Source organism: Candidatus Ozemobacteraceae bacterium, assembly GCA_035373905.1.
In the GTDB taxonomy this organism is placed as follows: Bacteria; Muiribacteriota; Ozemobacteria; order Ozemobacterales; family Ozemobacteraceae; genus MWAR01.
In genome coordinates this window covers 55,943-79,286 of record DAOSOK010000024.1, presented here as the reverse complement: position 1 = coordinate 79,286, position 23,344 = coordinate 55,943, and the positions used below count along the sequence as shown (strand labels likewise).

General features: G+C 62.5%; 25 protein-coding genes and 1 tRNA gene. 7 read left to right on the top strand and 19 right to left on the bottom strand.

Going from position 1 to position 23,344, the window contains the following annotated elements:
• The 14 genes from PLU72_12940 to PLU72_12875 all read right to left on the bottom strand — a co-directional run bounded on the left by PLU72_12940 (position 1) and on the right by PLU72_12875 (position 10,748).
• Positions 1 to 756, bottom strand: coding sequence for a DUF364 domain-containing protein (locus PLU72_12940; protein HOT29083.1), 756 nt, complete (start codon positions 754 to 756; stop codon positions 1 to 3).
• 26 nt (positions 757 to 782) lie between these two features.
• Positions 783 to 1,160, bottom strand: coding sequence for a pyridoxamine 5'-phosphate oxidase family protein (locus PLU72_12935; protein HOT29082.1), 378 nt, complete (start codon positions 1,158 to 1,160; stop codon positions 783 to 785).
• A 55-nt stretch (positions 1,161 to 1,215) separates the two neighbouring features.
• Positions 1,216 to 1,566, bottom strand: coding sequence for a DUF4405 domain-containing protein (locus PLU72_12930; GenBank protein ID HOT29081.1), 351 nt, complete (start codon positions 1,564 to 1,566; stop codon positions 1,216 to 1,218).
• A gap of 1 nt (position 1,567) precedes the next feature.
• Positions 1,568 to 2,473, bottom strand: a complete 906-nt coding sequence (locus PLU72_12925) for an Mrp/NBP35 family ATP-binding protein (GenBank protein ID HOT29080.1) — start codon at positions 2,471 to 2,473, stop codon at positions 1,568 to 1,570.
• A gap of 187 nt (positions 2,474 to 2,660) precedes the next feature.
• A complete protein-coding gene (locus PLU72_12920; protein ID HOT29079.1) occupies positions 2,661 to 3,098 on the bottom strand; it encodes a NifB/NifX family molybdenum-iron cluster-binding protein in 438 nt (145 codons plus the stop codon).
• Positions 3,099 to 3,115: 17 nt separating this feature from the next.
• Positions 3,116 to 4,354 carry a PLP-dependent aspartate aminotransferase family protein gene (locus PLU72_12915; protein HOT29078.1) on the bottom strand — a complete coding sequence of 413 codons (1,239 nt, stop codon included), beginning with the start codon at positions 4,352 to 4,354 and terminating at the stop codon, positions 3,116 to 3,118.
• Between the two features lie 25 nt (positions 4,355 to 4,379).
• On the bottom strand, positions 4,380 to 5,273 hold the full coding sequence (locus PLU72_12910) for an ATP-binding protein (protein HOT29077.1): 894 nt from the start codon (positions 5,271 to 5,273) through the stop codon (positions 4,380 to 4,382).
• A complete protein-coding gene (locus PLU72_12905) occupies positions 5,267 to 6,169 on the bottom strand; it encodes an ATP-binding protein (protein HOT29076.1) in 903 nt (300 codons plus the stop codon). The genes PLU72_12910 and PLU72_12905 overlap by 7 nt, the downstream gene beginning before the upstream one ends.
• Positions 6,170 to 6,177: 8 nt before the next feature.
• Entirely contained in the window at positions 6,178 to 6,489 is a 312-nt protein-coding gene (locus tag PLU72_12900; protein ID HOT29075.1) for a NifB/NifX family molybdenum-iron cluster-binding protein, read from the bottom strand.
• A gap of 38 nt (positions 6,490 to 6,527) precedes the next feature.
• A complete protein-coding gene (locus PLU72_12895; GenBank protein ID HOT29074.1) occupies positions 6,528 to 7,058 on the bottom strand; it encodes an iron-sulfur cluster assembly scaffold protein in 531 nt (176 codons plus the stop codon).
• Positions 7,059 to 7,074: 16 nt separating this feature from the next.
• Positions 7,075 to 7,446: a DUF5320 domain-containing protein gene (locus tag PLU72_12890; GenBank protein HOT29073.1), complete on the bottom strand. Its 372-nt coding sequence runs from the start codon at positions 7,444 to 7,446 to the stop codon at positions 7,075 to 7,077.
• A 52-nt stretch (positions 7,447 to 7,498) separates the two neighbouring features.
• Complete coding sequence (locus PLU72_12885) at positions 7,499 to 7,987, bottom strand: PaaI family thioesterase (protein ID HOT29072.1); 489 nt, start codon at positions 7,985 to 7,987, stop codon at positions 7,499 to 7,501.
• Complete coding sequence (locus tag PLU72_12880; GenBank protein HOT29071.1) at positions 7,984 to 8,478, bottom strand: MOSC domain-containing protein; 495 nt, start codon at positions 8,476 to 8,478, stop codon at positions 7,984 to 7,986. The genes PLU72_12885 and PLU72_12880 overlap by 4 nt, the downstream gene beginning before the upstream one ends.
• A gap of 185 nt (positions 8,479 to 8,663) precedes the next feature.
• Positions 8,664 to 10,748, bottom strand: a complete 2,085-nt coding sequence (locus PLU72_12875) for a TonB-dependent receptor (GenBank protein ID HOT29070.1) — start codon at positions 10,746 to 10,748, stop codon at positions 8,664 to 8,666.
• A 184-nt stretch (positions 10,749 to 10,932) separates the two neighbouring features.
• Here PLU72_12875 and PLU72_12870 point away from each other — a divergent pair, with 184 nt between their 5' ends.
• The 4 genes from PLU72_12870 to PLU72_12855 are packed head-to-tail and all read left to right on the top strand — an operon-like array spanning position 10,933 to position 13,887.
• A complete protein-coding gene (locus PLU72_12870; protein HOT29069.1) occupies positions 10,933 to 11,826 on the top strand; it encodes a zinc ABC transporter substrate-binding protein in 894 nt (297 codons plus the stop codon).
• The gene (locus PLU72_12865) at positions 11,826 to 12,488 is read left to right on the top strand and encodes an ATP-binding cassette domain-containing protein (protein ID HOT29068.1); all 663 of its coding nucleotides are present in this window, start codon (positions 11,826 to 11,828) and stop codon (positions 12,486 to 12,488) included. Before PLU72_12870 ends, PLU72_12865 begins: the two co-directional genes overlap by 1 nt.
• Positions 12,482 to 13,273: a metal ABC transporter permease gene (locus PLU72_12860; protein HOT29067.1), complete on the top strand. Its 792-nt coding sequence runs from the start codon at positions 12,482 to 12,484 to the stop codon at positions 13,271 to 13,273. Before PLU72_12865 ends, PLU72_12860 begins: the two co-directional genes overlap by 7 nt.
• Positions 13,270 to 13,887: a methyltransferase domain-containing protein gene (locus PLU72_12855; GenBank protein HOT29066.1), complete on the top strand. Its 618-nt coding sequence runs from the start codon at positions 13,270 to 13,272 to the stop codon at positions 13,885 to 13,887. Before PLU72_12860 ends, PLU72_12855 begins: the two co-directional genes overlap by 4 nt.
• Before the next feature lie 119 nt (positions 13,888 to 14,006).
• Here the strand turns inward: PLU72_12855 and PLU72_12850 are convergent, their stop codons facing one another.
• Positions 14,007 to 16,076 (bottom strand): M13-type metalloendopeptidase, encoded by a 2,070-nt coding sequence (locus tag PLU72_12850; protein HOT29065.1) that lies wholly within the window; start codon positions 16,074 to 16,076, stop codon positions 14,007 to 14,009.
• 571 nt (positions 16,077 to 16,647) lie between these two features.
• The gene (tsaA, locus tag PLU72_12845) at positions 16,648 to 17,154 is read right to left on the bottom strand and encodes a tRNA (N6-threonylcarbamoyladenosine(37)-N6)-methyltransferase TrmO (GenBank protein ID HOT29064.1); all 507 of its coding nucleotides are present in this window, start codon (positions 17,152 to 17,154) and stop codon (positions 16,648 to 16,650) included.
• A gap of 235 nt (positions 17,155 to 17,389) precedes the next feature.
• On the opposite strand from tsaA, the gene PLU72_12840 reads away from it, so the two are divergent.
• The 3 genes from PLU72_12840 (at position 17,390) to PLU72_12830 (ending at position 19,749) form a co-directional block, all read left to right on the top strand.
• Positions 17,390 to 18,109 (top strand): NifB/NifX family molybdenum-iron cluster-binding protein, encoded by a 720-nt coding sequence (locus tag PLU72_12840; protein HOT29063.1) that lies wholly within the window; start codon positions 17,390 to 17,392, stop codon positions 18,107 to 18,109.
• 150 nt (positions 18,110 to 18,259) lie between these two features.
• Positions 18,260 to 18,333: transfer RNA gene (locus tag PLU72_12835), tRNA-Ala, on the top strand.
• Between the two features lie 117 nt (positions 18,334 to 18,450).
• Positions 18,451 to 19,749, top strand: a complete 1,299-nt coding sequence (locus PLU72_12830) for a hypothetical protein (protein HOT29062.1) — start codon at positions 18,451 to 18,453, stop codon at positions 19,747 to 19,749.
• Positions 19,750 to 19,765: 16 nt separating this feature from the next.
• Here the strand turns inward: PLU72_12830 and PLU72_12825 are convergent, their stop codons facing one another.
• The 3 genes from PLU72_12825 to PLU72_12815 all read right to left on the bottom strand — a co-directional run bounded on the left by PLU72_12825 (position 19,766) and on the right by PLU72_12815 (position 23,039).
• Positions 19,766 to 20,962 carry a glycosyltransferase gene (locus PLU72_12825; GenBank protein ID HOT29061.1) on the bottom strand — a complete coding sequence of 399 codons (1,197 nt, stop codon included), beginning with the start codon at positions 20,960 to 20,962 and terminating at the stop codon, positions 19,766 to 19,768.
• On the bottom strand, positions 20,959 to 21,624 hold the full coding sequence (locus tag PLU72_12820; protein HOT29060.1) for a methyltransferase domain-containing protein: 666 nt from the start codon (positions 21,622 to 21,624) through the stop codon (positions 20,959 to 20,961). Before PLU72_12820 ends, PLU72_12825 begins: the two co-directional genes overlap by 4 nt.
• A 251-nt stretch (positions 21,625 to 21,875) precedes the next feature.
• Positions 21,876 to 23,039 carry a hypothetical protein gene (locus PLU72_12815; GenBank protein ID HOT29059.1) on the bottom strand — a complete coding sequence of 388 codons (1,164 nt, stop codon included), beginning with the start codon at positions 23,037 to 23,039 and terminating at the stop codon, positions 21,876 to 21,878.
• Positions 23,040 to 23,344: the final 305 nt, after the last annotated feature.

The window sequence follows — 23,344 nt, the reverse complement described above, 5'->3', positions numbered from 1 at the left end:
TCACGCCTGCTGAACCGGAACGACGACGGCTTCGAGACAAGGCTTGAGCATCGGCGTTCCGCCGCCTTCCGAGACGATCCGCAGAACACGCTCCCCGTCGCGCACGCGCGACCCCGCCAGGTGTGTCAGGCCCGTTCCACGAAACACGTTTGGGAACAGAGGAACCGACGGGCCGAGCAGGACGGCGGCGCGCACGGAACCCAGCGCCGCCAGGTATTCGTCGAGACCTCCGGTGACTAGCGTCGTCGCCGTGATGATCGCCACGGTACACTGCTGCAGCGCAGCCAAGCCTTGTTCACGATCCAGCTCCCCCTCCGAGGGGTCGGCTTCGATGATATCCAGCCTGCAGGCCGTTCGGCGGATTTCCGGGATCAGTGGCCCGAAGTGACCGACCATGACCAGGTGATCGGTCGGTTTCAGGGCCAGGATCGAAAGGATGTCGCCGCCGAGTGAGGGCGCCTGCGGCAGTGACAAGCCGAGGGTGTTTGCCGTAGCCACCCCGAGCATTCGCTTCAAGGGCGAACCCGGGTGGGCTATTCCCTCGAGCAGGTCGTTGGCCGGCCGTCCGGCGAGCGTTCCGGCCTCGGGAAACTGCTGACAGCAGCGGTTCCCCTCCTTGGGAGTCCAGCACAATCCGATCTCCCCGCTCGACAGGCGCACTGCCGAATACCCCAATCCCATGCGGACATCCCCGATGGTCTTCGCGCAGGCGGTCTCCCGCAACGCCTCATATATAGTATGTGATATTTTTTTCATCGCTTTCTTTTACGCATGCCGGCGTTTCAGGCCAAATTTTCGGCTCCCGAATAGAGATGTTCAACGTGCAGGACGGCGACCGCCACACGGGCGAACCGGGCTTCGACCCACGTCAGCATGTCGTCGTATATCGGTCCGGATGTAACGTATTCGATCGCTCCCTTGGCCTGATACGCCGAGCGGTCTTTCGCGCTGAACAAAAGCGAGCCCCTGCTGCCGTTTTGGATGTTGGACCGGGTCTTGTGAAATTTGTTGTCGGCGATGGCGATGCGACCATCTGGATGGAGCTTCACGGACATGACATAGACCGCGTTCGGCATTCCATCGGTATCGACGGTCGTCAGCACGAGCGGCCCGTCTCGCTTTTGCCATGCTGTTTTCAGGGTCTCTGGTTTCACGGTCATTTTCTGGTTCCTTTCATCCGAAGATTGCAGTGCCGCTTTCGACGGGGGCGAAGCATCAGACGCTCTGGCCGGTCGGACAGGTGCCGCCCCGGCTCAGGCAGGCCCTGAGCCAGAAGCGGTGTTGATACAGATGAATCGCGATCATGGCGAAAAAGGCGACGGAAAGCCAGAAGTGAATGTCGCCCCATTCGTGCCGGTCCATTCCCCAGAGCAGTTTCGGGCCGAAACCGTCGTCGAGGCCGATATCATGGCCGTGACCGTATCCATGGCCAAACCCGCGGCCCAGGCCGTGACCGCCATGTCCCGAGCCGGGCGGAAGATGCCATTTGATGATGCCTCCGGTGAGGGCCACCAGAAGCAGCAGCACAAAACCGGCAAGATCGACGATGACAATACCGTTCAGCATCTCAGGCTTCTTCCTGGCCCGCGACGGTGTCGCCCATCCGGCCTATCAACGGCAGAATAGCCTTGGAAAAGGCTTTTGCAGCCGGCCGCTCCGAGAATCGCTGGACATACGGCACGCCCCGATCGCCTGCCCCCATCAGTTCGGGATCAATCGGGATCCGGCCAAGGAACGGCACGCCCATGTCGGCGGCCATCGTTTCGCCGCCTCCTTTGCTGAAGATCTCGGTCGTTTCGTTGCAATGAGGGCAGACGAAGCCGGACATGTTCTCGATCACGCCCAGCACGGGCAGATCGAGGCGGTGGCAAAAGCTGATCGAGCGACGGACGTCGGCGGTGGCGACCTGTTGCGGGGTCGTGACGATGATCGCCCCGTCGGCCTTTCCGACGGTCTGCACGATGCTGAGCGGCTCATCCCCGGTGCCGGGCGGGCAGTCGACAACCAGTGCATCGAGCGGGCCCCAGTCGACGTCGGCCACCAGCTGTTCGATAACCCCAGCCTTCATCGGACCGCGCCAGATCACGGCGTCGTCGTTTCCCTGCAGCAGGAAGGCAACTGACATCACCTTGACGACCGATGTCAGTTCAACCGGCTTGATCAGCCCGTTTCCCGCAGACTCGGCGCGTACATCGGCGAGGCCGAGCATCGTCGGAATCGACGGGCCGTGCAGGTCGATGTCGAGCAGACCGGCGCTGTACCCGTTCATGCCCAGCGAGAGCGCGAGATTCGCGGCAACGGTGCTCTTGCCGACCCCGCCCTTGCCGGAAAGCACGAAGAAGATGTGTTTGATCCGGCACAGGTTTCCCTGAAGCCGTTGCCGCCGGAGGAAATCATCGGCCGACTCATCAGGATTCCGCGTTTTTGAGGAACAGGTGGTATCGGAACAACTGCTGCAATTCGATGCGGTCATATGTGTGTCTCCCGCGTTCTACGCGATGATGACTGCTGGTGGCACCGGTATTCCCATCCTCGTTCTTTGAATCATCGTTGGATTGGACGATATGCGCATCCTCCTGGAAGAATGCAACGGTGCAACCGCCTTCAGAGGTTTCTCCCGGCAGACCATGGGCCAGCCGGGATGAGTGGTTTTGCATGCCTCAGCAGCCGCCCTTGCGCGAGGCGGGGCCGTGGCCGTGCTGGTGGGTGTGGCCATGGGCCTGGCCGTGGCCGTGCGTGTCGGTGCAGACGTGGTCGGGTCCATGATTGCACGTGTTATCGCCAACGACAAGGGTGCCGGCGAGGTACTGGCGCACAATCTCGGCCGGCGGCAGGCTGGGGGCGCCCATCACGACCTTGACCCCGCTCTCTTCGAGCATCTGGCGGGCGCGCATGCCCATGCCGCCGACGATCGCGACGGTGGCCTTGTTCGAGACCAGCCAGCGGGGCAGGACGCCGGGTTCGTGAGGAGGGGGCTGGAGGCGGGTCTCGCCGAGAATGGCGCGGGCGACGTCGTCGACGTCGAAAAATGCGAACTCTTCACAATGGCCGAAATGTTCGGTCAACTTGCCTTCGGCGACGGGAATGGCGATCTTCATGATATATCTCCTTGTATTTATACGTTTACCTTGAAGCGGGCCTGTTGTTCCTCCCCGGAACACTGCCGTTTCACTTCATCGAGAGCGGAAAACAGGTCCTGATGGAGGTCGTCATAAGCCTCACAGCCGACCGAGAGCCTGACCAGCCCGTCGGTTATGCCGGCCGAAAGTCTGGTCTCACGCGGTACGGATGCGTGGGTCATGCAGGCGGGGTGCTGGATGAGCGTTTCGATGCCGCCGAGCGAGACAGCCAGCGTCGAGAGCGAGACGCTGTTCATCAGGATACGGCCGGCTTCGACGCCGCCGGCCATCTCGAACGAGATCATCGAGCCCGGCCCCTTCATCTGCTTCGTCGCCAGATCGTGCTGCGGATGCGATTTCAGACCGGGATACGCGACGGAAGCGATCAGCGGATGGCGCGACAGCTCATCGGCCAGGCGCTGCGCGTTTTCCTGGGCGATTCGCATGCGCATTGGCAAGGTCTTCACGCCGCGCAGCACGAGCCATGCCTGGTGCGGGTCGATGGTGCCGCCCATCTGCACGAGGACGCTCTTCAGGCGGGCCGCGAGTTCAGCGTTGCGGGTGATCAGGATGCCGGCCACGACGTCGCTGTGACCGTTGATGAATTTCGTCATGCTGTGCAGCACGATGTCGGCGCCCAGGTCGAGCGGCCGCTGGAGCATCGGACTGCAGAAGGTGTTGTCGACGACGACCACCGCGCCGGCGGCATGAGCGATCTTCGACGCCTCAGCGATATCGGTGATCGAAAGCGTCGGGTTGGCGGGCGTTTCCAGGTAGACGAGCTTCGTGTTCGGACGAATCGCCGCTTTCAGGTGTTCGAGGTTCGAAGTGTCGACATACGAGGCTTCGACGCCGAACCTCGAAAGTTCCCGTTCCGCCAGGGTTCGTGACGGGCCATAGACCGAGTCGGTCGAGACCATGTGGCAGCCGTTCCCCAGAAGCGCCAGGTAGGCGGTGCTGACGGCCGCCATGCCGGATGCCGTGGCAAGGCCGGTGCCGCCGCCCTCGAGTTCGGCGATGCAGGCTTCGAGAGCCGCCGTCGTCGGGTTCCCGAGCCGCGTGTATTTGTAGCCGTCGCTCTGGCCCGAAAATCGGGCGGCGCCGACCTCGGCGCTCTCGAACGCGAAGGTGGAGGACTGGTAGATCGGCACGCTGACGCCGCCGAACAGTTCATCAGGGTGCTGCCCCGCATGGATACATGCCGTATCGAACATCTTTGGGTGGGACGACTTCATTTATTCTCCTTGATGTACATCATTTTCAATTTTTAGCCGAAAGCCCGATTTCCATCGCCATCCGGGCCAGAGCTTCGCTCCAGGGCGAGGGAGGGAGGGACGGCACCGGCACGCCGCGCCGGATCGCCGTGGGAACGGACGGGTCATACGGCAGACGACCAACGACGGGCACGTCGCGGGCGCGGGCCCACTCCTCGGTCTGCTGCGCCATTCCCGCATGCAGGTCGTATTTGTTGATGGCAAGCCACACCGGACGCCGGAAGTGCCGGCACAAATCGAGCACGCGCTCGGCATCGGACCGTCCCGACGGGGTCGGTTCGGTGACAATCAGCACCTTGTTGGCGCCGGTCAGGGTGGCGATGACAGGGCAGCCCGAACCGGGCGGCCCGTCGGTCAGCAGGAGCGGCATTCCATGGGCTTCAGCGTATTCACGGGCTTTTTTGCGCAAGAGGGCCACGAGTTTGCCCGAGTTTTCGCCGCCCGGTTCGAGTCTGGCGTGGAACAGACGGCCCCACGGGGTGTCGCTCTCGCGCCAGGTGCCACCCACGGTCTTTTTCATGATGATCGCGTCGGCCGGGCAGACGCGCTTGCACAGGCCGCAGCCCTCGCACGCGTCGGCGTCGATCGTCATGATGACGCCCCGGTCGGGGCGCATGGCGGCCGGCATCACGGCGTCGAACCGACACTCGTCGGCGCACCTGCCGCACGCACGGCACAGCGAGGGCTTGATGACGGCCTTCCGCCGCCCCTCGAACCGCTGCTCGGTCACCTGGCACGCCTGGAGCACGAGTTCGAGGTTTGCGCCGTCGACGTCGGTATCGGTGAGGACGGACATGCCGCACCAAGCCGCGAGAGCCGCCGTGACGCTGGTCTTACCGGTTCCGCCTTTTCCGCTGATGATCACCCATTCGGTCAGCATGGTCCCTCCAGGTGGCGACGCAGGTCATCGTACTGTTTCGCCCACTCGGCGCCGGCCTCGATCATCGGCCGGCCCTCGGCGTATGCCGCGGCCACCGTGCGATCTTCGGGAAACCGGGCGATGACGGGAACGGCCCGCGCACGGCAGAGATCGTCGATCGCCGCGTCATCGCCGATCGATCGATTGACGATCACCTCGACCGGCAGCTTCATGCGGCGCACGGCCGCCATCGCCAGTTCGAGATCATGCAGCCCGAACGGCGTCGGCTCGGTCACCAGCACCAGCCGGTTCGCGCCGCGCACGGCAGCCATCATGGGACATGAGGTTCCGGGCGGGGAATCGACGATGGTCAGGTCGTAGCCAGCAGCCGATTCACGTGCACGCCGGTGCAGTTCGCGGATCAGGGTTGGGCTGAGCACCTGGCCGACGTGCAGCCGGCCCTGCCAGACCTCGAAATCGTCAACTTGCCAGTGCATGATGCGGCCGATCTCCTGCGATCCGTTCTCGATCGCCTGGACCGGACACACCACGCGACAGCCCTCGCAGCCGTGACACATGTCGGGAAACACCATCACGCGGTCGCCGAGTACAGCCAGGGCTTGGTAGATGCAGAACGCGGCGCACTCGCCGCACAGGGTGCAGCGGGCCGGGTCGATGCGCGGCAGCATCGCCTCGACCGGAAACGTCTCGGGCTCACCGAGGCCGAGAAAATGATGGGCGTTCGGCCCCTCGACGTCGGCATCGACAAGTTGAACGCGGCGGCCAATCCGGAGGGCCGCCCGGGCGAGACTGACTGCGACGCTCGTCTTTCCCGTGCCGCCTTTTCCGCTTGCGACGGCGATCCTGGGGGCCGGGCGGCCGAAGCCGCCGGCCTTTCCGGAAGTTGTATCGTTCATGCTATTCATCAGGCATGTTTGGCAGCGCCGGGCTGGCCAATCACCGGCAGCTCGTTCCGGCGCCAGGCGGCGAACACGTCGCGGACCGTTCCGCCGGTCGCCGCATACACGGGCACGCCGGCCGCCTGAAACACCTGGAACGCCTTCGGGCCGCAATCGCCCGAAATGACGGCTTTCGCGCCGGCCTTGAGAAGCGCCTGCGCCGTCTGGATGCCGGCCCCGTGCGTTGCCTGTGTGGCAGCCGTTTCGAGAATCGAGGTTTTTTCGGTGTCGCTCTCGATCAGGATGAACCTCTCGGCCCGGCCGAGGCGCGGGTCCATTGTGGCATCCAATGTGTCTCCGCGGGCGGATATAGCGATCAACATGGTTTTTCCCCTTCCGTCGTCTGGCTGCACGTCTCGGGTGCTTCCTCGCACGAGCCGTCGCAGGTATGAATGTATCGTTCGAGACCGCCGCTCTCGACGAGGCGATCGAACGCCTCGTCGGAGTCGACGATCCCAGCGCGTTTGAACAGATGTCGCAGAACGGCATTCTGGAGAGCGAGCTGGAGCCCCTTCACCGCGAGAACGGAGCAGTGCTCCTTGCCCGGCGGCAGCCCGTCGAGCGCCTCGATGATCGCGGCATCCGTCAGCATGGCGGCTTCTTCGATCTCCTTGCCGCAGACCATCTCGGCCGTGATGCTCGACGTGGCGATCGCGGCGGGGCAGCCCTTGACGAGATATCCGATCGCGGCAATGTTCTGCTGGTCAGCGCTGAGACGCACCGTCACCTCGAGGAAATCGCCGCAATCGGGGTCGCCGAGCCGGCTGATGCCGTCATAGACATCGAGCCGGCCGACATGGCGCGGAGCATGGAAATGATCGAGAACCTTCTGCGAATATCTCAGCATGGATGTTTCGATCGGATCACTTCGCGTCCGGATCCTTCTTCGGCTCCTCCACAGGGAGGTTCTCGTGCCTCAATGCGTTTCTCAGTGCCTCAATCTGGCCGGATACCGTCTCGATCTGTCGCTGCAAAATATCGAGCCGTGCCTCGACCGGCAGCGCCGGCTGAGCCTGAGCGGGAGTTCCCGCTTCGGCGGCCAGGGCGCCCCCATTCCGGAAGCCCCGTCCGCGACCCAGGCCACGTCCCCGGCCAAAGCCAAAGCCACCACCGCACGGGCCCATTCCGCGACCGCGCCCCTGGAAGCCGCCTCCGGCATTCCCGCTGCAGGGTCCCATCCCCCGACCGGTCATAGGTCCAGCTCCATGCGGCCCCGTACCATCACCATATGGCATATATATCCTCCTATACATAATTTTCGAACGGAGGCGGGCTTGAAATCCGCCCCTACACAGATGCAGCTTGTGCCGTCCCGGGCAGCGAGCCGGCGGGGGGGCGAAAGAACGTTCCTCGGGCCTCGGCCTTCACCTCGCCGTCCGCCGAGACGGTTGCGGTGAGCCGGTAGACCTGGTTACCAACCGAGGTTTCGAGCGATGCACGCACCTGCGTCACCCGACCGACCGGAAGCGGCCGCCGATATCTGACCTGCATTTCGGCCGTCAGGCCCATCACGCCGCGGCCAAACAGGCAATGAGTCATGGCCGCATCGAGCAGCGCTGCAATGGCGCCCCCATGCACGATATCGTGATACCCCTCGGGGGAAAGACCTTCGGGGAGTGTGCCGTGCAAGACACCTCCTTCATCGAACCGCCAGGGAGCCGGGTCGAACCAGGGCTCGGCAAACGGCTTCCCGAGCGAACCGCTCGCCTCTGCCGCGAGACAACCGGCCCGAGCCATCTCGAACGTGTCGATCGGGGTTTTTGCCGATTCGTTCATCGTTTGCCCTTCGGGAGGATCGAGATCGTCGCTCCGGCCGCAACCAGACCGCCCTCGATCACCCGGCAGAAGACCCCCAGCGTCGGCAGAAGGCGAAAGCCGTGGAACGAGTAGTGGTGCGGCAGTATTTCCTTCCCGACCTGCACAACCTCGAGCACGGCCGTTTCGGCGATGCACAGCCGGTCGCCGGGCTGCAGCCGGCTCAGGTCGATACCGCTCGTCAGCACGTTCTCGGCAAAGTCGCCGGGACCAGCCCGATGATCGTGGACGGCGTTGAACGCCTCAACATGCTCGGCCTGGAGCAGGCTCACCTGCCTCCCTGTATCGGCATGTCCGTCGCTCTCGATTCCACGACCGGTGATAAAGAGAACTTCGCGAGCCGGTGCCTTCGCCGTGCCCACTCCTTCGGAACAGGATACGGCGACGATCAGACCTCTGTCAGAACAGTGCCTGGGTGAAAGCGGAATGACATTCTCAGCGTGATTCGTCATGTTCGTTCCATGCAACTATGCCGTTGCTCAAGACAATGATATGAGCATAAGCTCATAATGTCAAGTATTTCTCGCAGATGTCCATTTCACCGGCTTGAAGCGTGTCGAGGGGCGGCCTGACAGGCCACCCCTCGATACCCCTTCACAGGAAGCGGCACTCAGATGGCCGTTTCCCGTTCATAAAATCAGTCGAAGCTCTGTTCGACGGAGAAGGAAACCGTTCGGCCGGGCATCGGGTACCCGGCCTGTTCGGCGTATTCCCGGTCGCCGAGGTTGTCGATCCGGACAGCAAGGCGCGTGGATTTCGTCCATCGCAGGCCGATTTCAAGGTCCTGCACTGCGAAGGGGCTCAGCGTCACGATGTCCTGCCTCATCGGCGTTGGACTGACGGCCACGCGCTGGGATGTTATATATCTTATAGTATACATAGCATCCCACCATCGGCCGTGATGCGCCGTTTTCAGGTTCCAGACATGGCGCGGCCGGTAATCGAGTTCATCCGCAAGTCCGTTTCGCTTGTCGGCCGCAACGACGCCTCTTCGTTTAGTTTCCTGCCAGGTGTGACCGATCTGAAGTTCCGTCGTCTCCGTGATCTGCCTACGCCAGTGCCATTCGAGCCCCCTGACCCGCACACGGTCGACGTTATAGCTGGAAAAAGGAAACACATGCACGAAGTGGATATAGTCATTCAAATCGTTCACGAACACCCCCGTCTCGAGGCTCGTCCTTTTATCCAGCGCCCATTCGGAATCCCACGATACACCCAGGCCGCTTTCGGGCTCGAGCTCCCTTCCTGAGCCGATCCGGGCGGGGTTCGCGTAGTTCGCGCTCCACCAGTAGTATTCGGCCATCGACGGCGCCCGCCACAATTTGCGCACCGATACGCGATGCCGATTTCCCTCTGATGGTTTCCAGGACCAGGCAATCCCGGGGATGGTCGAACGCCGCTTCATGGGCCGCATGGTCGCGGCGCGGGCATCGTCCCTGTCGGCCGAATATTTCTGATGACGCAGATCGAGCGACAGCTCGCCGCCGCTCATCTGGCGGCTCCATTCGCCGAAAAAGCCGTCCATGTCGATCTTCTGTGAGGCAAACAAGGGCATCGCCGCGGGCGGAGCGACGGCATACTCACCGTCGCCATACCGCAGATATCGCCGGTCTGCCCCAAGTTTCCACCGCCCCGACGAGGAAACGGCTTCGCGGCTCAGAAACCAGTAGCTCGAGTCGTCGCTGTCGATCGAACGGTCGTAGATGATCCTTCCGGCCGCGTTTTTGGCAAGGTCTCTCCGGTTCTCTTCGCTGCGGCTGTGTCCCAGGCTCCAGGCGCCGTCAGCCACATGATGCCGCCACGTCATGTCGAGGAAGGACAGGTTACGCGACAATCGCGTGCCATCGCTGGCCACGGTGTCGCCGGGCATGATCCGCTCCCCGTCCGAATCGGGCTTCGACGGGTCATAGCCGGGCAGGCCGGGCCGGTTGGCCACGGCATAACCCCGGATCTCCTCGAGTCGGGTCAGTCCCAGTTCCAGTTCGTCGCGCCCCGCCGGGTCGTTCCAGAACATCCGTCCGGCAACACGTTTCAGTTCGCGGTTCTGGTTGCGCAGAAAGCCATCGCTCCGGGAATCGGCCGTATCAATCCGCCACGCCAGCCCGCCGCTCCGGTCACCCCACGAGAACTCCCGCCGTTCAAGATCGAAGGGTCCGGCTTCCCAACGGATACCGCCTTCGGTTTTTACCGGGCAGGATGTCTCGACCCGCATCAAGCCCGCAACCGAACCGTGGGGAGCAGCGCCGTGTGGCGTACGCTCGAATAGGAGCGAACGGGCCATATCAGGGGGCAGGATGTCCCAATCGATGCGCGAGCCGCCCATGACCCCCGCCATGTTCATCGGATGATCGTTGAGGGTGAGAACATATCTTCTGGCATCGAAGCCGCGAACGACGACGGCCTCATCCTGCGTCTCGGCGAATCCCCCCCCTCGCCGCACCAGGTGGATGCCGGGAATCTCGTTCAGGATCTCGTGAAGAGAAAAGTGCGGCGTTTCTCCGACCGGCCTGGTTGGCAGCCATGTGAAGCCCATACTTCCCGCAAGGCGGGTCGCCTCGACAACGATCTTCTCGAGTTTGATCGGCTGTTCCTCCCCCGAGGCGGAATGGCAGCACCCACAGCTCCAGAGGGCCGCGACGCACCACAGCACCCGGATACTGCAGCCGAGAGCGCGCCGCGGGATTCTTCCATTCGTCAACGGCAGGGAAACAGCAAAGGTCATTACATACCACCTTTTATAATATAACCAGGATATGGCATATTTATGCCTTATATCCATGATTTGCTGGATACTATCATATCCTCCCATTAGATCATACCATTCAAAGTGCCATATTCAGGTATTTTATGATAGTATCCCCCCATGAATCTGAATAAGATCTCTCGCAAATTCCGGAGAATCATGAATGATCCGCACCTTCAGCCCATCCGATTCCACTGGTTCCATCCGCCTGACAAGCTTCGTCCTTCTTTTCCTGTTTTTCCTCCCGGCACAGCTTCCGGCGGCATCGGCTGTCGTCACAACCACGCTGCTCGGCGCTGCCGTCCGCATTCTGGCCGGCCCCGAGGTCGACGTTCACGTGCTGGTCCCGCCGGGCGCATGCCCCGGCCATGCGGACATCACGCCCGGGGAACTTCTGCAACTGCGAACGGCCGATCTGGTCCTGCATCACGAGTTCCAGCATTCGCTCGCTGAGAAATGGAAGCAGGCAGGTCTGGCAGATGCGGCCATCATCTGCTGTTCCGCTTCGGGAGCCCTTACGATACCGGAGCAATTCATCCACCTCGTGGAGAACCTCGCACCGGACGCAATTGCCCGGCTGGGTCTTTCGGACGACGAGGCACGCCGGCGGCTTGTCTCGTTCCGCGAGCGGCTGGCATCAGAAACGACCCTCCTCCGTCTCGAGGCGGCCGCAGCTTCGGGAACGCGGGTTCTCGCCGCCGAGATGCAGCGTGAATTCTGCGCCTGGGCCGGCCTCGACCCCGTCGCCACCTGGAAGCCCCTCGAAGGTTTGACACCCGCCGATCTCTCGGCGATGCGCAAGCGCTGCCGCGAGCACGCCGTTTCCGTCTGCATGGGGAACCTCCAGTGGGGCGTGCGCGCTCTCGAAGACCTGAGCCGCGCCCTCGGGCTGGAGCCGGTGATGCTGAGTAACTTTCCACGCACGGCCGACGAAGAAGGGTATTTCGAGTTGCTTCGCCAGAACTTCGAAGGCGTAAAAAAAGCCGGAGTTCTCGCACACCCTTCAACATCCTCCCCTGCGGCCGGCACCCCTTCCTCGGAGGAGGACCGCCGCTGATGCTGCGCCTCGACGGAATCTCGTTGGCCCGTAGCGGCAGGACGGTTTTCGGCGGCATCTCCACGGAGATCCCGGAGGGCGCGTTCATCGGCCTGCTCGGCCCGAACGGGGCCGGGAAAACCAGTCTGCTGCGCGTCATCGCCGGGATCCAGCCGCCCACTTCGGGCCGAATCGAATGGCGCGGCCGCCCGAACGGCTTTTGGCGTCGCTGGTGGCGACCGTTCTGGGGTGCGCGCATCGGGTACGTTCCGCAAATTCCACCGGCGGTCGCGTTTCCTCTTTCCGTGATTGATTTATTTGATTCGATATCCAGCGGTAACCGTGACGGCCTCGAATGGCTGGATCGGCTCGGCCTGCCCGATGCCGATCATCGCTGTTTTCACACCCTTTCGGGGGGCGAGAAACGGCGCGTTCTTCTCGCGCTGGCCCTGACGCAACGACCCGAACTGCTTCTCCTCGACGAGGCGGACAGCTTTCTCGACCGTGAGGGACGCACTCTGGCCGGCCGGGTCGTGGCGGAGTGGTGGAAAACGGGCGGCGGCATCCGCACCGTTCTGACCGCCAGCCACCATCCCGAGGAGTTCCCCGACACCATCACGCACCTCTGGCACCTCAACGGGGGAACATTGTCGCCGGCGCCGGCAGAGCGACGCCCATGCTGACCCTCTGGTTCGCCGCGGCGATCGGGGGCGGGCTGGGTTGCGGTCTCGCCGGGTTTCTGCTCGCAGCTCTGCGCATGCCGTTTCTCGGCGTCACCCTTGCCCATGCAGCTCTCGCTGGCGCCGTCTGGAGCAGTCGGTTCGGCTGTTCGCCGATCTGGAGCGCGGCAGCGGCGGCGATCGCGTCAGCGGTGGTCCTGGGTCCGCTCGCGGACTGGCTCGAAGCCGAGGATCAGCAGCTCGCGACGATGCTATTCACAGTCTCGCTCGGGGTTGCATTTCTCGGCCTGGCCCGCACCGACGGCGCACAGGCCGAAGCGTTCGCCCTGCTTTGGGGGAGCCTGCTACTCGTCTCGTGGAGGGAAACAGCCCTGCTCTGGACCGGTGTCATAGCGGTCCTGCTTCTGCTCGTGGCCGGCAAACGCCTTTGGCCGCTTCTCCTGCTCGATCCGGCGACGGCATGGCTGAGCGGTCTGCCAGCCAGGCCACTAAGATATCTATTGATATTGTTCAGTGCTATATTGATCACGCTATCCCTCCATCTCATCGGTGGCCTGATGCTGTATAGCCTTGTCTCGAACCCGCCCCTCGCGGCGGGACGTCGGACGAGCAGTCTGTCGCAAACGCTTATCCTGACGCTGGCCTACGCCGCGGTCGCATCGATCGGGGGGCTCCTGCTATCCCTGTGGCAGGACTGGCCTCCCGGCGCCTGTATCGTGATCTGCTCGGCGGCGCTCCCGATGCTGCCGGCCATTCCCCTGAAACGAACGCTGGAGGCACCCTCATGACAGACATCAGACGCCGTTTTTTCGAACGGCTGGCCGAGGAGGATACCGAGTATTTCGCCGTCCGCCCAGATCAGGAACCAGTTCTTGCACGTCTCTGGGAACTCCTGGGGCCTCTCGACGGCCATCGGGTGTTCGAACCGGGTTGCGGCGCCGGCCATTTCACCGAACGGCTGGCGTCCCGCGTCGGGCCAACCGGGCAGATACACTCCTGCGATTCCAGCCGGAACATGATCGAAGCCGCACAACGCCGGCTGAAATGCTTCCGGACCGTGCGAACGTATCTGGCGGATGCCGAACGGGCCGAAGCCTTCCCCACCGAGCCGATCGACCTGGTGCTGGCATTCCGATTCTTTCCCCATCTCACCGACCGGCGCACCTTTCTCGAGCGAGCCCGCAATCTGGTGCAACCCACTGGCGGCCGGCTTGTCCTTGCCCATCTGGAAGACAGCGCAACCCTCAACGGCATCCACGCCGATGCCGGCGGGGCTGTCCAAGACGATCGTCTCCCTCCGCCCTCCCGCATGCGCGATCTCCTCGCCCAGACCGGCTGGCAAACCCGACACCTGTCAGACACCCCCGAAACCGGCTTCGTTGCTATCGCCACACCGTTGTAAACCCGTGCGCTTTCCCCTCGGAACTGATATAACGCCCCGAGGAAGCAGGGCTTCTCCGGGGCGTCATTTCCGTGAAAGCGCCGTAGCGGCTCCCGCTCCGGTGCGATCGGGTCAGGCTGTTACCAGATGATCACGCGCTCTTCGGGCGGGAGATACATCTTGTCGCCAGGCTTGACGTTGAAGGCTTCATAGAAGGCCGGCTGATTCTTGAGGGTGCCGTTGATGCGGAACCGGTCGGGTGAGTGCGGGTCGCTCTTCAGCCTGGTAACCACCTGCTCGTCACGCGTCTTGTCGCGCCAGACCTGCGCCCAGCCCATGTAGAACCGCTGGTCGCCCGTCAGGCCGTCGACGACGGGGGCTTCTTTCCCCTGCAGGGAAATCTTGTAGGCCTTGTAGGCGATCGCCAGACCAGAGTTGTCGGCGATGTTCTCGCCGAGCGTCAGCTCGCCGTTCACGTTGTATCCCGGAAGCGGGCTGAAGGCGCTGTATTGGGCAACGAGCCGCTTCGTGCGAGCCTCGAAGCTCTGATGGTCTTCCATCGTCCACCAGTCGCGCAGGTTGCCGTCGCCGTCATACTGGCAGCCCTGGTCGTCGAACCCGTGGCTGATCTCGTGGCCGATGACCGCGCCAATCGCGCCGTAGTTGACCGCATCGTCGGCATCGGCGTTGAAGAAGGGTGGCTGAAGAATCGCCGCAGGGAATACGATCTCGTTCATCTCGGGGTTGTAATACGCGTTCACCGTCTGGGGCGTCATTCCCCACTCTTCACGGTCGATCGGTTTTCCGAGTTTGTTGAGTTCGCGCATATACTCGAACTCGTTCGCCCTGAGAACATTGCCGATCAGGTCGTTCTTGTCGATCGTGAGCGCGGAATAATCGCGCCACTTGTTCGGATACCCTATCTTGTAGGTAAACTTTGCGAGCTTTTCCTGAGCCGCCCGCTTGGTCTCCGGGCTCATCCAGGGCAGGATGTCGATACTGCGGCGATACGCTTCAAGCAGATTTTTGACAAGGCTCTCCATGCGAGCCTTGCGCTCGGGCGGAAAGTATTGACTTACATATATTTTCCCGAGACTCTCCCCGATGGCTCCTTCAACGAGGGAAACGCCGCGCTTCCACCGGGGGCGGTTCTGCGGCTGGCCGGTCAGCACGGTTCCCTTGAACGCGAAGTTCTCGTCGACGAAGGGCTTCGAGAGATACGCGGCAAACGCGCTGAGCAGATGCCACCGGAAATACGCCTTCCAGACCGGCAGGGGCTTTCCCTGCAGGATCTTGGTGAACCCCGTCAGATAGCTCGGCTGGCTGACGACAACGTAATCCGTTTTGCCCGCAATACCCGTATCGAAGAGATAGGCACCCCAGTCATAGCCGGGCGCCAGCGTGTCGAGGGCCTTCAACTCGACACGATTGTAGGTCTTTACGGGATCGCGATTCTCGACCTTTGTCCACTGGACCTTCGCGAGTTCCGTTTCCAGAACGATAATCTGACGAGCGTTCGCAGCCGCGTCTTTGTCCCCCGCCAGGGACAGCATCTTCTCGATGTGCTCCTTGTATTTCGCACGCACCTTGCTCAGCTTCTCGTCTTTCATCTTGAGATAGTAATCGCGATCGGGAAGGCCGAGACCGTCCTGCATGAGATCGGCGACGTATTTCGTCGAGTCTTTGGCATCCTGGTGGATGGCAATCGTGTAGGGCGCGCCTGCGCCGATCCGGTTCAGGTGAGCGATCAGCGCGGGAATTTCCGCCTTGGAACGGATGGCGTCGATTCTGGCGAGTTCCCTTTCGAGCGGCTTCAGTCCCAGCTTGTCGAGCTTCGCCTCATCCATGAAGCTTTCATACAAATCGCCAATCTTCTGGAGATCCGAGCCCGGTTTCGTTCCGCTCTCTTTTGCTGCATCTTCGACGATCTTCCGCAGCTTCGGTTGGGTATCTTCATACAGCTTTTCGAACGAGCCCCAGCTCGATTTGTCGGCCGGAATCTCCGTCGTATCGATCCATACACCGTTGACATGCCGCGCAAAATCGTCCTGCGGCCTGGCCGCCTTGTCGACATACTGCAGATCGATCCCCGAACCGTGGCCGGAAGCCGGCTGGGCAATGTTCGACACTTCGATGACAGACGCTGCAGCCGCCAGGGACGGCCCTGACAGAAGGCAGGCCAACAGCAATGTTGAGAATGATGTGTTCATGAGTTTGTCCTTTTCCATTCATACGAGGGCATTGTTCAACCGTTTGGGATCGGCATCGCCCTCACCGCGCCGCAATGGCGCGGCTGGAATATTATATCAACTGCTCTATGTTGAACTCGTGCAGCGCTGTCAGACCGGCGGAGCCCGGGCACGATGCACACCGCCCGGCTCGACCGTGAGAGTGGAAAAAACCTGTATCCGAGTCGCGCCGGAATATTCCGGTTTCAGAATACTCGAAAGCGTTACACCATGAGACGCAGCCTCGAGGAAGGAAAGCAGGCGGTTGAACGGGCATGGCTCCGGGGCGTCGAACGCAACGGCTTGCTGCAAATGTCCGTCGTGAGACCTTGCTGCACATCGCGCGAAGTATTGAACACCGTTCTCCGGAAGGATGTCGTGAAAAAAATGAAGCCGGCTCGTCTCGACAAGCGTCGTAAAAAACGCACACAAGACGAGAAGCGTGAGCGTGATCAGAATCTGCCGGTGTAACACATGCTTCATTGAAAGAAATGATATCGCAGCGATCGTCTATTTCCAAGGCAGCGAGGGACATGGCTCCCGTGGAGCATCTTCAATGTTCCTCTTTCGAGTCGAATCTTCCGTCAGCCAAAACAACTCCTTCCTGACGGAGACGGCCGGCATACCAGCCAATCCGGTCGGTATCGCGGGCGTCGAGGGATGGAATATATGGCTTGATATCGAGCAGCGGGGTGCCGTCGAGCATATCGACACCGGCGATCTCGAGAATGTTTCCGCGGACAGCGAGCAGACGGACGACCGAAAGGCCGACCGGGTTTGGCCGTTTCGGGGCGCGGGTGGCGAAGATGCCATGTTCGACGGTGTCGAGATAGGGCTTCACCCGCAACGTGCCGGCTTCGATTTCATGGAAAGCGTAGATCAGGTGGAGATGACTGAATCCCCCGATATCGAGCAATCCATCGGCATACTCAGGGAATACCTCGACGGTCCCGATCTCCCCGCCTGCCATGCTGGCCTGGATCGGCGTTCCCTCCTGTTTCGTGAACCGGGTGCGAATGACGCCGATCTGTGTGAATGCGAATGTTTCGGGGTTCATCATGGTTCTCCTGACAGGTTCGCCTCGGGACGGGGTTCAAACCCGCCCCTCCAGCAACTTTTATATCACACCATATTATTCAGGCTCATTTCGGGGCATTCCAGATCGTTGAGGTCGGGGCATGTTGTGATGGGAAGGGAAACATCGCTGGATATGCTCGTCGCCATTGTATGTCAATTGTGGTATGCTGAACGGGCTCGCCGTTTCGAGCATATGATAACATTTCTGGAGATCAAATATGGTCAGGCCGCATTCATGCAGAAAAATATCCGGGAAACCCGTTGCCGGAGTGTTCAAGCCGGCCGGGATCCCGGCGCGCGACCTGGACTTCCTGGTGCTGACCCTCGATGAGTTCGAGGCCCTGAAACTGGCTGATCTCGAGGGAAAGTATCAGGAGGAAGCCGCCGGGATGATGCACGTTTCGCGGCCCACCTTCGGTCGCATCATCGAGTCGGCGCACCGCAAGATCGCCGAAGCCCTCGTTTTCGGGAAAGCCCTTCGCATCGAAGGCGGTCCCGTTGCCGTCACATCCGACATCCCATCATCACACCAGGGAGAATCCATGAACATCTGCATTCCGATCATCGAAGACAAGGGCCTTCAAAGCCAGGTGAACAGCCATTTCGGTTCGGCCCCCCTGTTCCTGATCGTCGACACCGAGAAGCTGTCGACCCGTGCCATCATCAACAAGAATGCCCAGCACACCCACGGCATGTGCCAGCCCCTCGCTTCGCTGAGCAGCGAAAGGCTCGACGCTGTCGTCGTCGGGGGCATCGGCATGGGCGCCCTCAACAAGCTTCGCGCCGCCGGCATCAAGGTGTACATGGGCCGCCAGGCGACGGTCGAGCAGGTCATCTCCGAGTTCAAGGCCGGCAAACTCGATGAAGTCACCCCCCAGACCGCCTGCGCCCATCACGGCCAGGGGCATGACCACCACGACCACGCGCCAAAGAAGTGACTCGCCATACGGCAACTCCAGGCATTATCCGGGAAACCTGGGGACGTGATATCGAATTTTTACATTCGATATCACGTCCCCAGATTTCGAGATTTTACAGAAAAACGCTTGACTTTTTGTACTCTGCGTCGTAGAATGACTCTACCATATGGGGCTGTGGCGCAGTTTGGGAGCGCGCCTGAATGGCATTCAGGAGGCCGTCGGTTCGAACCCGATCAGCTCCACCGGTAGAAATCCTCACCAGACGAGTTTCTCGATTGGTGAGGATTTTTCTTTTCCGAGAACACACCCAAGGATACCAGCCATGACATCGGGCATTCACCTGGAGAACCGCCTTGTCCGTGGATGACTCCTCTTCAAACGAGGGAATCCGGCCGCCACCCTCTCCAGACCGCTCCAGGCACTTTTTCCTGTATGCCGTTGCCCGCAGTCTGGAAATGGGCATCCCTCCCGCGGTGCAGTTCGCCGTCGCTCTGCTCGCCGGGCCCGAAGAGGGCGGCCGGTTCTTCCCGCTGACGGCGATTGCGATGATTCTCTTCGCCATGGCCGACCTCGGAGTTTCACGCGCTCTTCCGGCCCTGGCCGGCAGCCGTCCCGAAGACGCATCGCCGCGGCTGCCCGAGATTCTCGGCTGGCGCTGGCTGGCCGGCATGCTGACAGCGGCGGGAATTCTCCTGCTGCCGGTTCGCCTTCTGCGCCCCTGGGGAATCGAGCCCGGCGTTCAGTGGCCTCTGATCCTGTTCATGGCGGGTCGGCTCCAGCTCACCGCGTGTCAGGGCTTCCGCCTTGGACGCGCCGACTTTCGGGCCCTGGCGCGAGGCGCCATCGGCCAGGCCGCAGTCCTCTGCTTCTGCCTGGCCGGGGCCTGGAGCACGGGAGCGCTGAACGCCGTGAATGCCCTGACGGCCACGGGGCTGTCCGCCTGGGCCGGCGTCTGGTTGCTTCACGACGCCAGAATCTGGCCGAAACAGCCCCGCTCCCTGCTCCTCCTCCCCTTCCGCTCTGCCGGCCGGGCGGCCGCGCGACAGACGTTTCCTCTCGCCTGGGCATCCGTCGCGGGAAGCCTGTATCCGCGTCTGGATGCGCTTATCGGCGGCTGGTTCCTGAGCCATGCCGCCCTGGGAACCTACGCCATGCTCGATGCCGCGTATCGTCTCCTGCTCGCTCCCGTCGGCATGGCAGCACAGACCGTGTTTCCCGACCTGCGGGCGGCGGCCGGCCGCCGGTCACCGGACGAACTGCGGGCCGCCCTGGGCTGGTATTTTCGGGCAGGCGGCCAATTGGGCACAGTGGCCATCCTTCTGGGTGGCCTGGCCGTCTGGCATCTCTCAAGAACTGATCCGATCGCCGTTCTGCCGGCGCTTGCCTTTGCGTTCAGCCTGCCGCTCTCGATTCCCAACGCCATTCTTCCACCGTTGTGGTTCAGCATGGGATGGCTGGACGAATGGGCCGTCTATGCGGGCCTGGTGACGTTTCTGCGCCTGGCGGCCGGGGCGCCGGCCTGTGCCGTGTGGGGAAGCGCCGGCCTGGCCTGGACGCATTTCGGCCTCGAAGCCTCTGCCTGCGCGGGTTTCTGGCTGATCTGGCACCGTCGCAGGAAGCGACTGTGGGCGGCCGGTTCTCCAGCCGATCCCGCCTGAACCCTCTTCGCAAGACTCAGCTTCGGATCGTTCCTTCCCCGCGCGCGATTGTCTGACGGCGCAACTCACGGAGAAATTCGCGGTGCGGCGCGTTCAGGTGGGTCGAGGTGAAACGCCGGGCGGTTGCCAGGCTTCGCCGCGACATGTCTTCCCAGCGTATCGGGTCGCCGAGACACCGCTCGATAGCCCGGGCCAGGGCGTCATGATCTCCAGGCGGAACGAGATCCCCCGCGTCCATGATCTCCGGAATGCCGCCCACCGGGGTGCTGATGCAGGGCAGTCCGGCCGCCATCGCCTCCACCAGGGCTTTCGGCAGGCCTTCCGCCCGCGAAGGCAGGACGAACAGATGGGCCTCGCGCAGTGCCTCCATGATCATCCGCCTCTCGGAAAACGTTCCGGCGAACCGGACGCGCGTCGCAATGCCGAGTTCTTCGGCCAGCCGCTCCAGCCCAGGTCGCTCAGGGCCGTCTCCAACTATAGTCAAGACGATATCCAGACCGGCAGTCTGCAACTCGCGAACAGCCCGCAACAGCACATCCGGGCCTTTTTGCCGATGGTGCAGCGAACCGACGAACAACAACCGGAAGGGCGGGACATTCCCGGGAAATATCCGCGGGCGGGCGGCCAGTTCACCTTCGGCGAGGCTCACGTCGGAATAGCCGAACGAAATACCCTTCGTCGGATAGCGTCGCTGGAGCGCTTCGCGCGTGACGTATGCGGCGGCGGCGGCCCGGCGACAGATTCGCCGCAGCTCGAGCCACGTCAGGAACCGGATCAGCGGCAGAGCCGGCGTGGCGTAGGTGCCGGGCGAGAACAGGTCGATCGGGTCGCCGAGCACTTCGACGCCGAACGGCTGGCCGCGGCGGGCGAGGAAATCGAGGCACAGCGCCGGCTGCGGGGCGGGAACCCGGAACAGGACGGCATCATTCGGTCCGATCATGCGGCGCATCGTTGCCCGCACGTTTCCGCGATTCAGCAGGAACGCCCACGGGCCCACGTAGTACGGAACGGGTGCGAATGTCACCCCCGGCCCGTCCGAGCGCGCGGCGCGCGGGGGCGGCGTCGGAACGTCTCTGACCCGCGCGAGAACCCTGACCGTCGGAAACTCTTCCTGGTAGCGGTTCCAGAAGGCATACGGGAAAGCGGAATCCGTCCAGACCGCCCCGTCGGGCGTCCGGTCGAAGCGGTGCTGCGTCGTGACGCAAAGGTTCATCGGCCTGGCTCGGGCGCCACGTCAGGGGAAAACGCGAAGCAGAGGCCGTCTGCGAGTGCCTGCAGAAACGGAAGGCGCCGGCAGACGGGGTTGAGCAGAAACGCGAACCGCCCGCGCGTGCCCCAATAGCTGAAGACTTCGCGGCGCCTGAACCCCTGTTCAGCGCAGAGCCGCGTGACGGTCACCACCGAGTAGTAGGCGCGATGGTCGGGATGAACCGTTTCTTCCCCCCACAACAGCCTGGGAAGGCGTTTCAGGGAAGCGAAGTTCGGCACGGTCAGCAGCAGAAGCGTCCCGGGGTGGCACACCCCGCGCAGGCCGGCCAGGAAGGAACCGGGATCGTCGAGATGCTCGAGGATCTCACCCGCCACCACCCGGTCGAACGTCCGCCGCAGGGTGGGAGCCAGTTCGTCCGTCCTGCCGAGCGCCACCAGGTTGGGAAACCCGGCGTCGGTCATCAGCCTGATTCCGTCGGCGCTTGCATCGATGCCCCACAACCGGTCGGTGACCGCGGCCAGCTTCGCATGCAGCAGCGACCCGTCACGCAGCCGGGCCCTGGTCAGCGGCCAATCGGCGCACCCCAGATGCAGAACCGCCTTGCCACGACAGTGCCCGAGAAGATACTCCTCTCGATCACGGGGCGCCAACGGCGGAAGTCGCATATCACCTCATCTGTAACCGGTCTGTGGAAACCGGACGGCAATTTTCGAACAGGAAGGATTCCGGGGCTCAATGTAACAGGTCGCCCCGAATTCCTCAATTATAAATTCATCCATATAGATAAACAGTGAGAATCCCAAAGGTGGAACCGCTGGACTCAGGAAGATGCGTTCTCGCTCGCCAGGATCGGCACGAACGAAATCCGAGCGGCCAGTTTGCAATCCGACTGCAACACAGCCGGTCCCGGCCTCGACTACTTCGAGGTTTCCAGGTCGCGGATGCGCCAGAGGCCTTCGTTTGTGGCGATGAGGGTGACGCCGTCGGGGGCTTGGACGAGGGAGAGAATACCGGGCGAGAGAAGACCGGGGCGGAAGTCGAGGGAGACAGTGTCGGGGTCGGCCAAGCCGGGAGAGAGGCGGGCGAGGCGGTGGGGGCCGCTCGCGTGGGCGCATTCGAGCCAGAGGGTTCCGGAAGCGGCCGGCCAGATGTTGCGGATTTCGCCGTCGGGGAGTCGGTAGGCAAGCTCGAGGGATTTTCCGTCCCATGTTTTGAGTGTACCCGCGAAGTCGGTCACCCAGAGAACTCCGGAAGAGGGATCGACGGCGAGGTCCTGGAAATGGCCTTCGGCGAGGGTGTCGAACCGATCGTTCCGCCACCGGACGAGCTTTTTGCAGGCGCCGATGAAATACACGCCGCCGTCGGGGGCCATCGCAGCGTCGTATATCCAGAGCGGGGGCATGCGGCGTTCGGCCGAGCGGCCGCGGGCGGGACTGGCAAGGGGCGTCTTCGTCCAGTCGAGACGGCGGAGCTTTCCACCCTCGAGCATCACGACATCCGTCGACAGGACGATCAGCACCCGGCCGTCCGGCAGTTCGAACACGTTCAGAAGGTCACGGGAGAGGGCTGCCTTTTTCGTCTGCAGCCGCCATCGTTCGATCGGACGGCCGGACCGGTATCGGGCCAGAACCAATCCGCCATCATCGGCCGAGCCGGCGGCCAGCAGGGAATTCCCGGCCCCGGGCGCCAGGTGCGTGAGGCGATCGCCGTTCGCGTGCACGTCGATCCGACCGTCGGGCGTGACAATGCGGAGCCCGTCGTCGGTCGCGGCGGCGATTCCCGCGCCCGGCGCGGCTCTCAGGGCATGCACGCGCCGGACCGACAGGCCGGCGGCGGGAAAAAGCGTCGGAGAAGCCGTTTCGAGGCGGGCGATTCCCCAGGAGTCGAGGCCCTGCTCGTTCATAAACGAGGCCCAGAGACGGTTTTCAGAATCGAGCGCGAGAGTTCGGGCGTAGCGCGTCGGTTTGTCGGTCACGATCTCGGCGATCAGGTCAGCGGCAAAGGCGCGACCATCCAGGCATCCGAACAGGATGAACGCGCTCAGGACGGCCAGAAAATGCAATGTGCGAATTTCACTCATCAGGGGATTCCCCTACCCGGTCAAATGGGGTTATTTTCGCACATTGTCGAGAAAAAAAGAACCCCGGCTTAAAATAGCCGGGGCGAAAGTGAGAGGATCTTTTGAGAGGATACTTGAATCGTCGAAAGTGCTGCGACCCACAAGAACGATTTCCGGGCCCGGAAAGCAATGGTGGGTATGTGATACGAACGTTCATGGCGGTTGCGGTGGCTCTGGTGCGGCATGCTGCATCATACGGCGTGACCGGACGTGACAATTCGAACAAGCTCGCGCAGCGATTGTTCTGCGATACATCTGCAGATGTT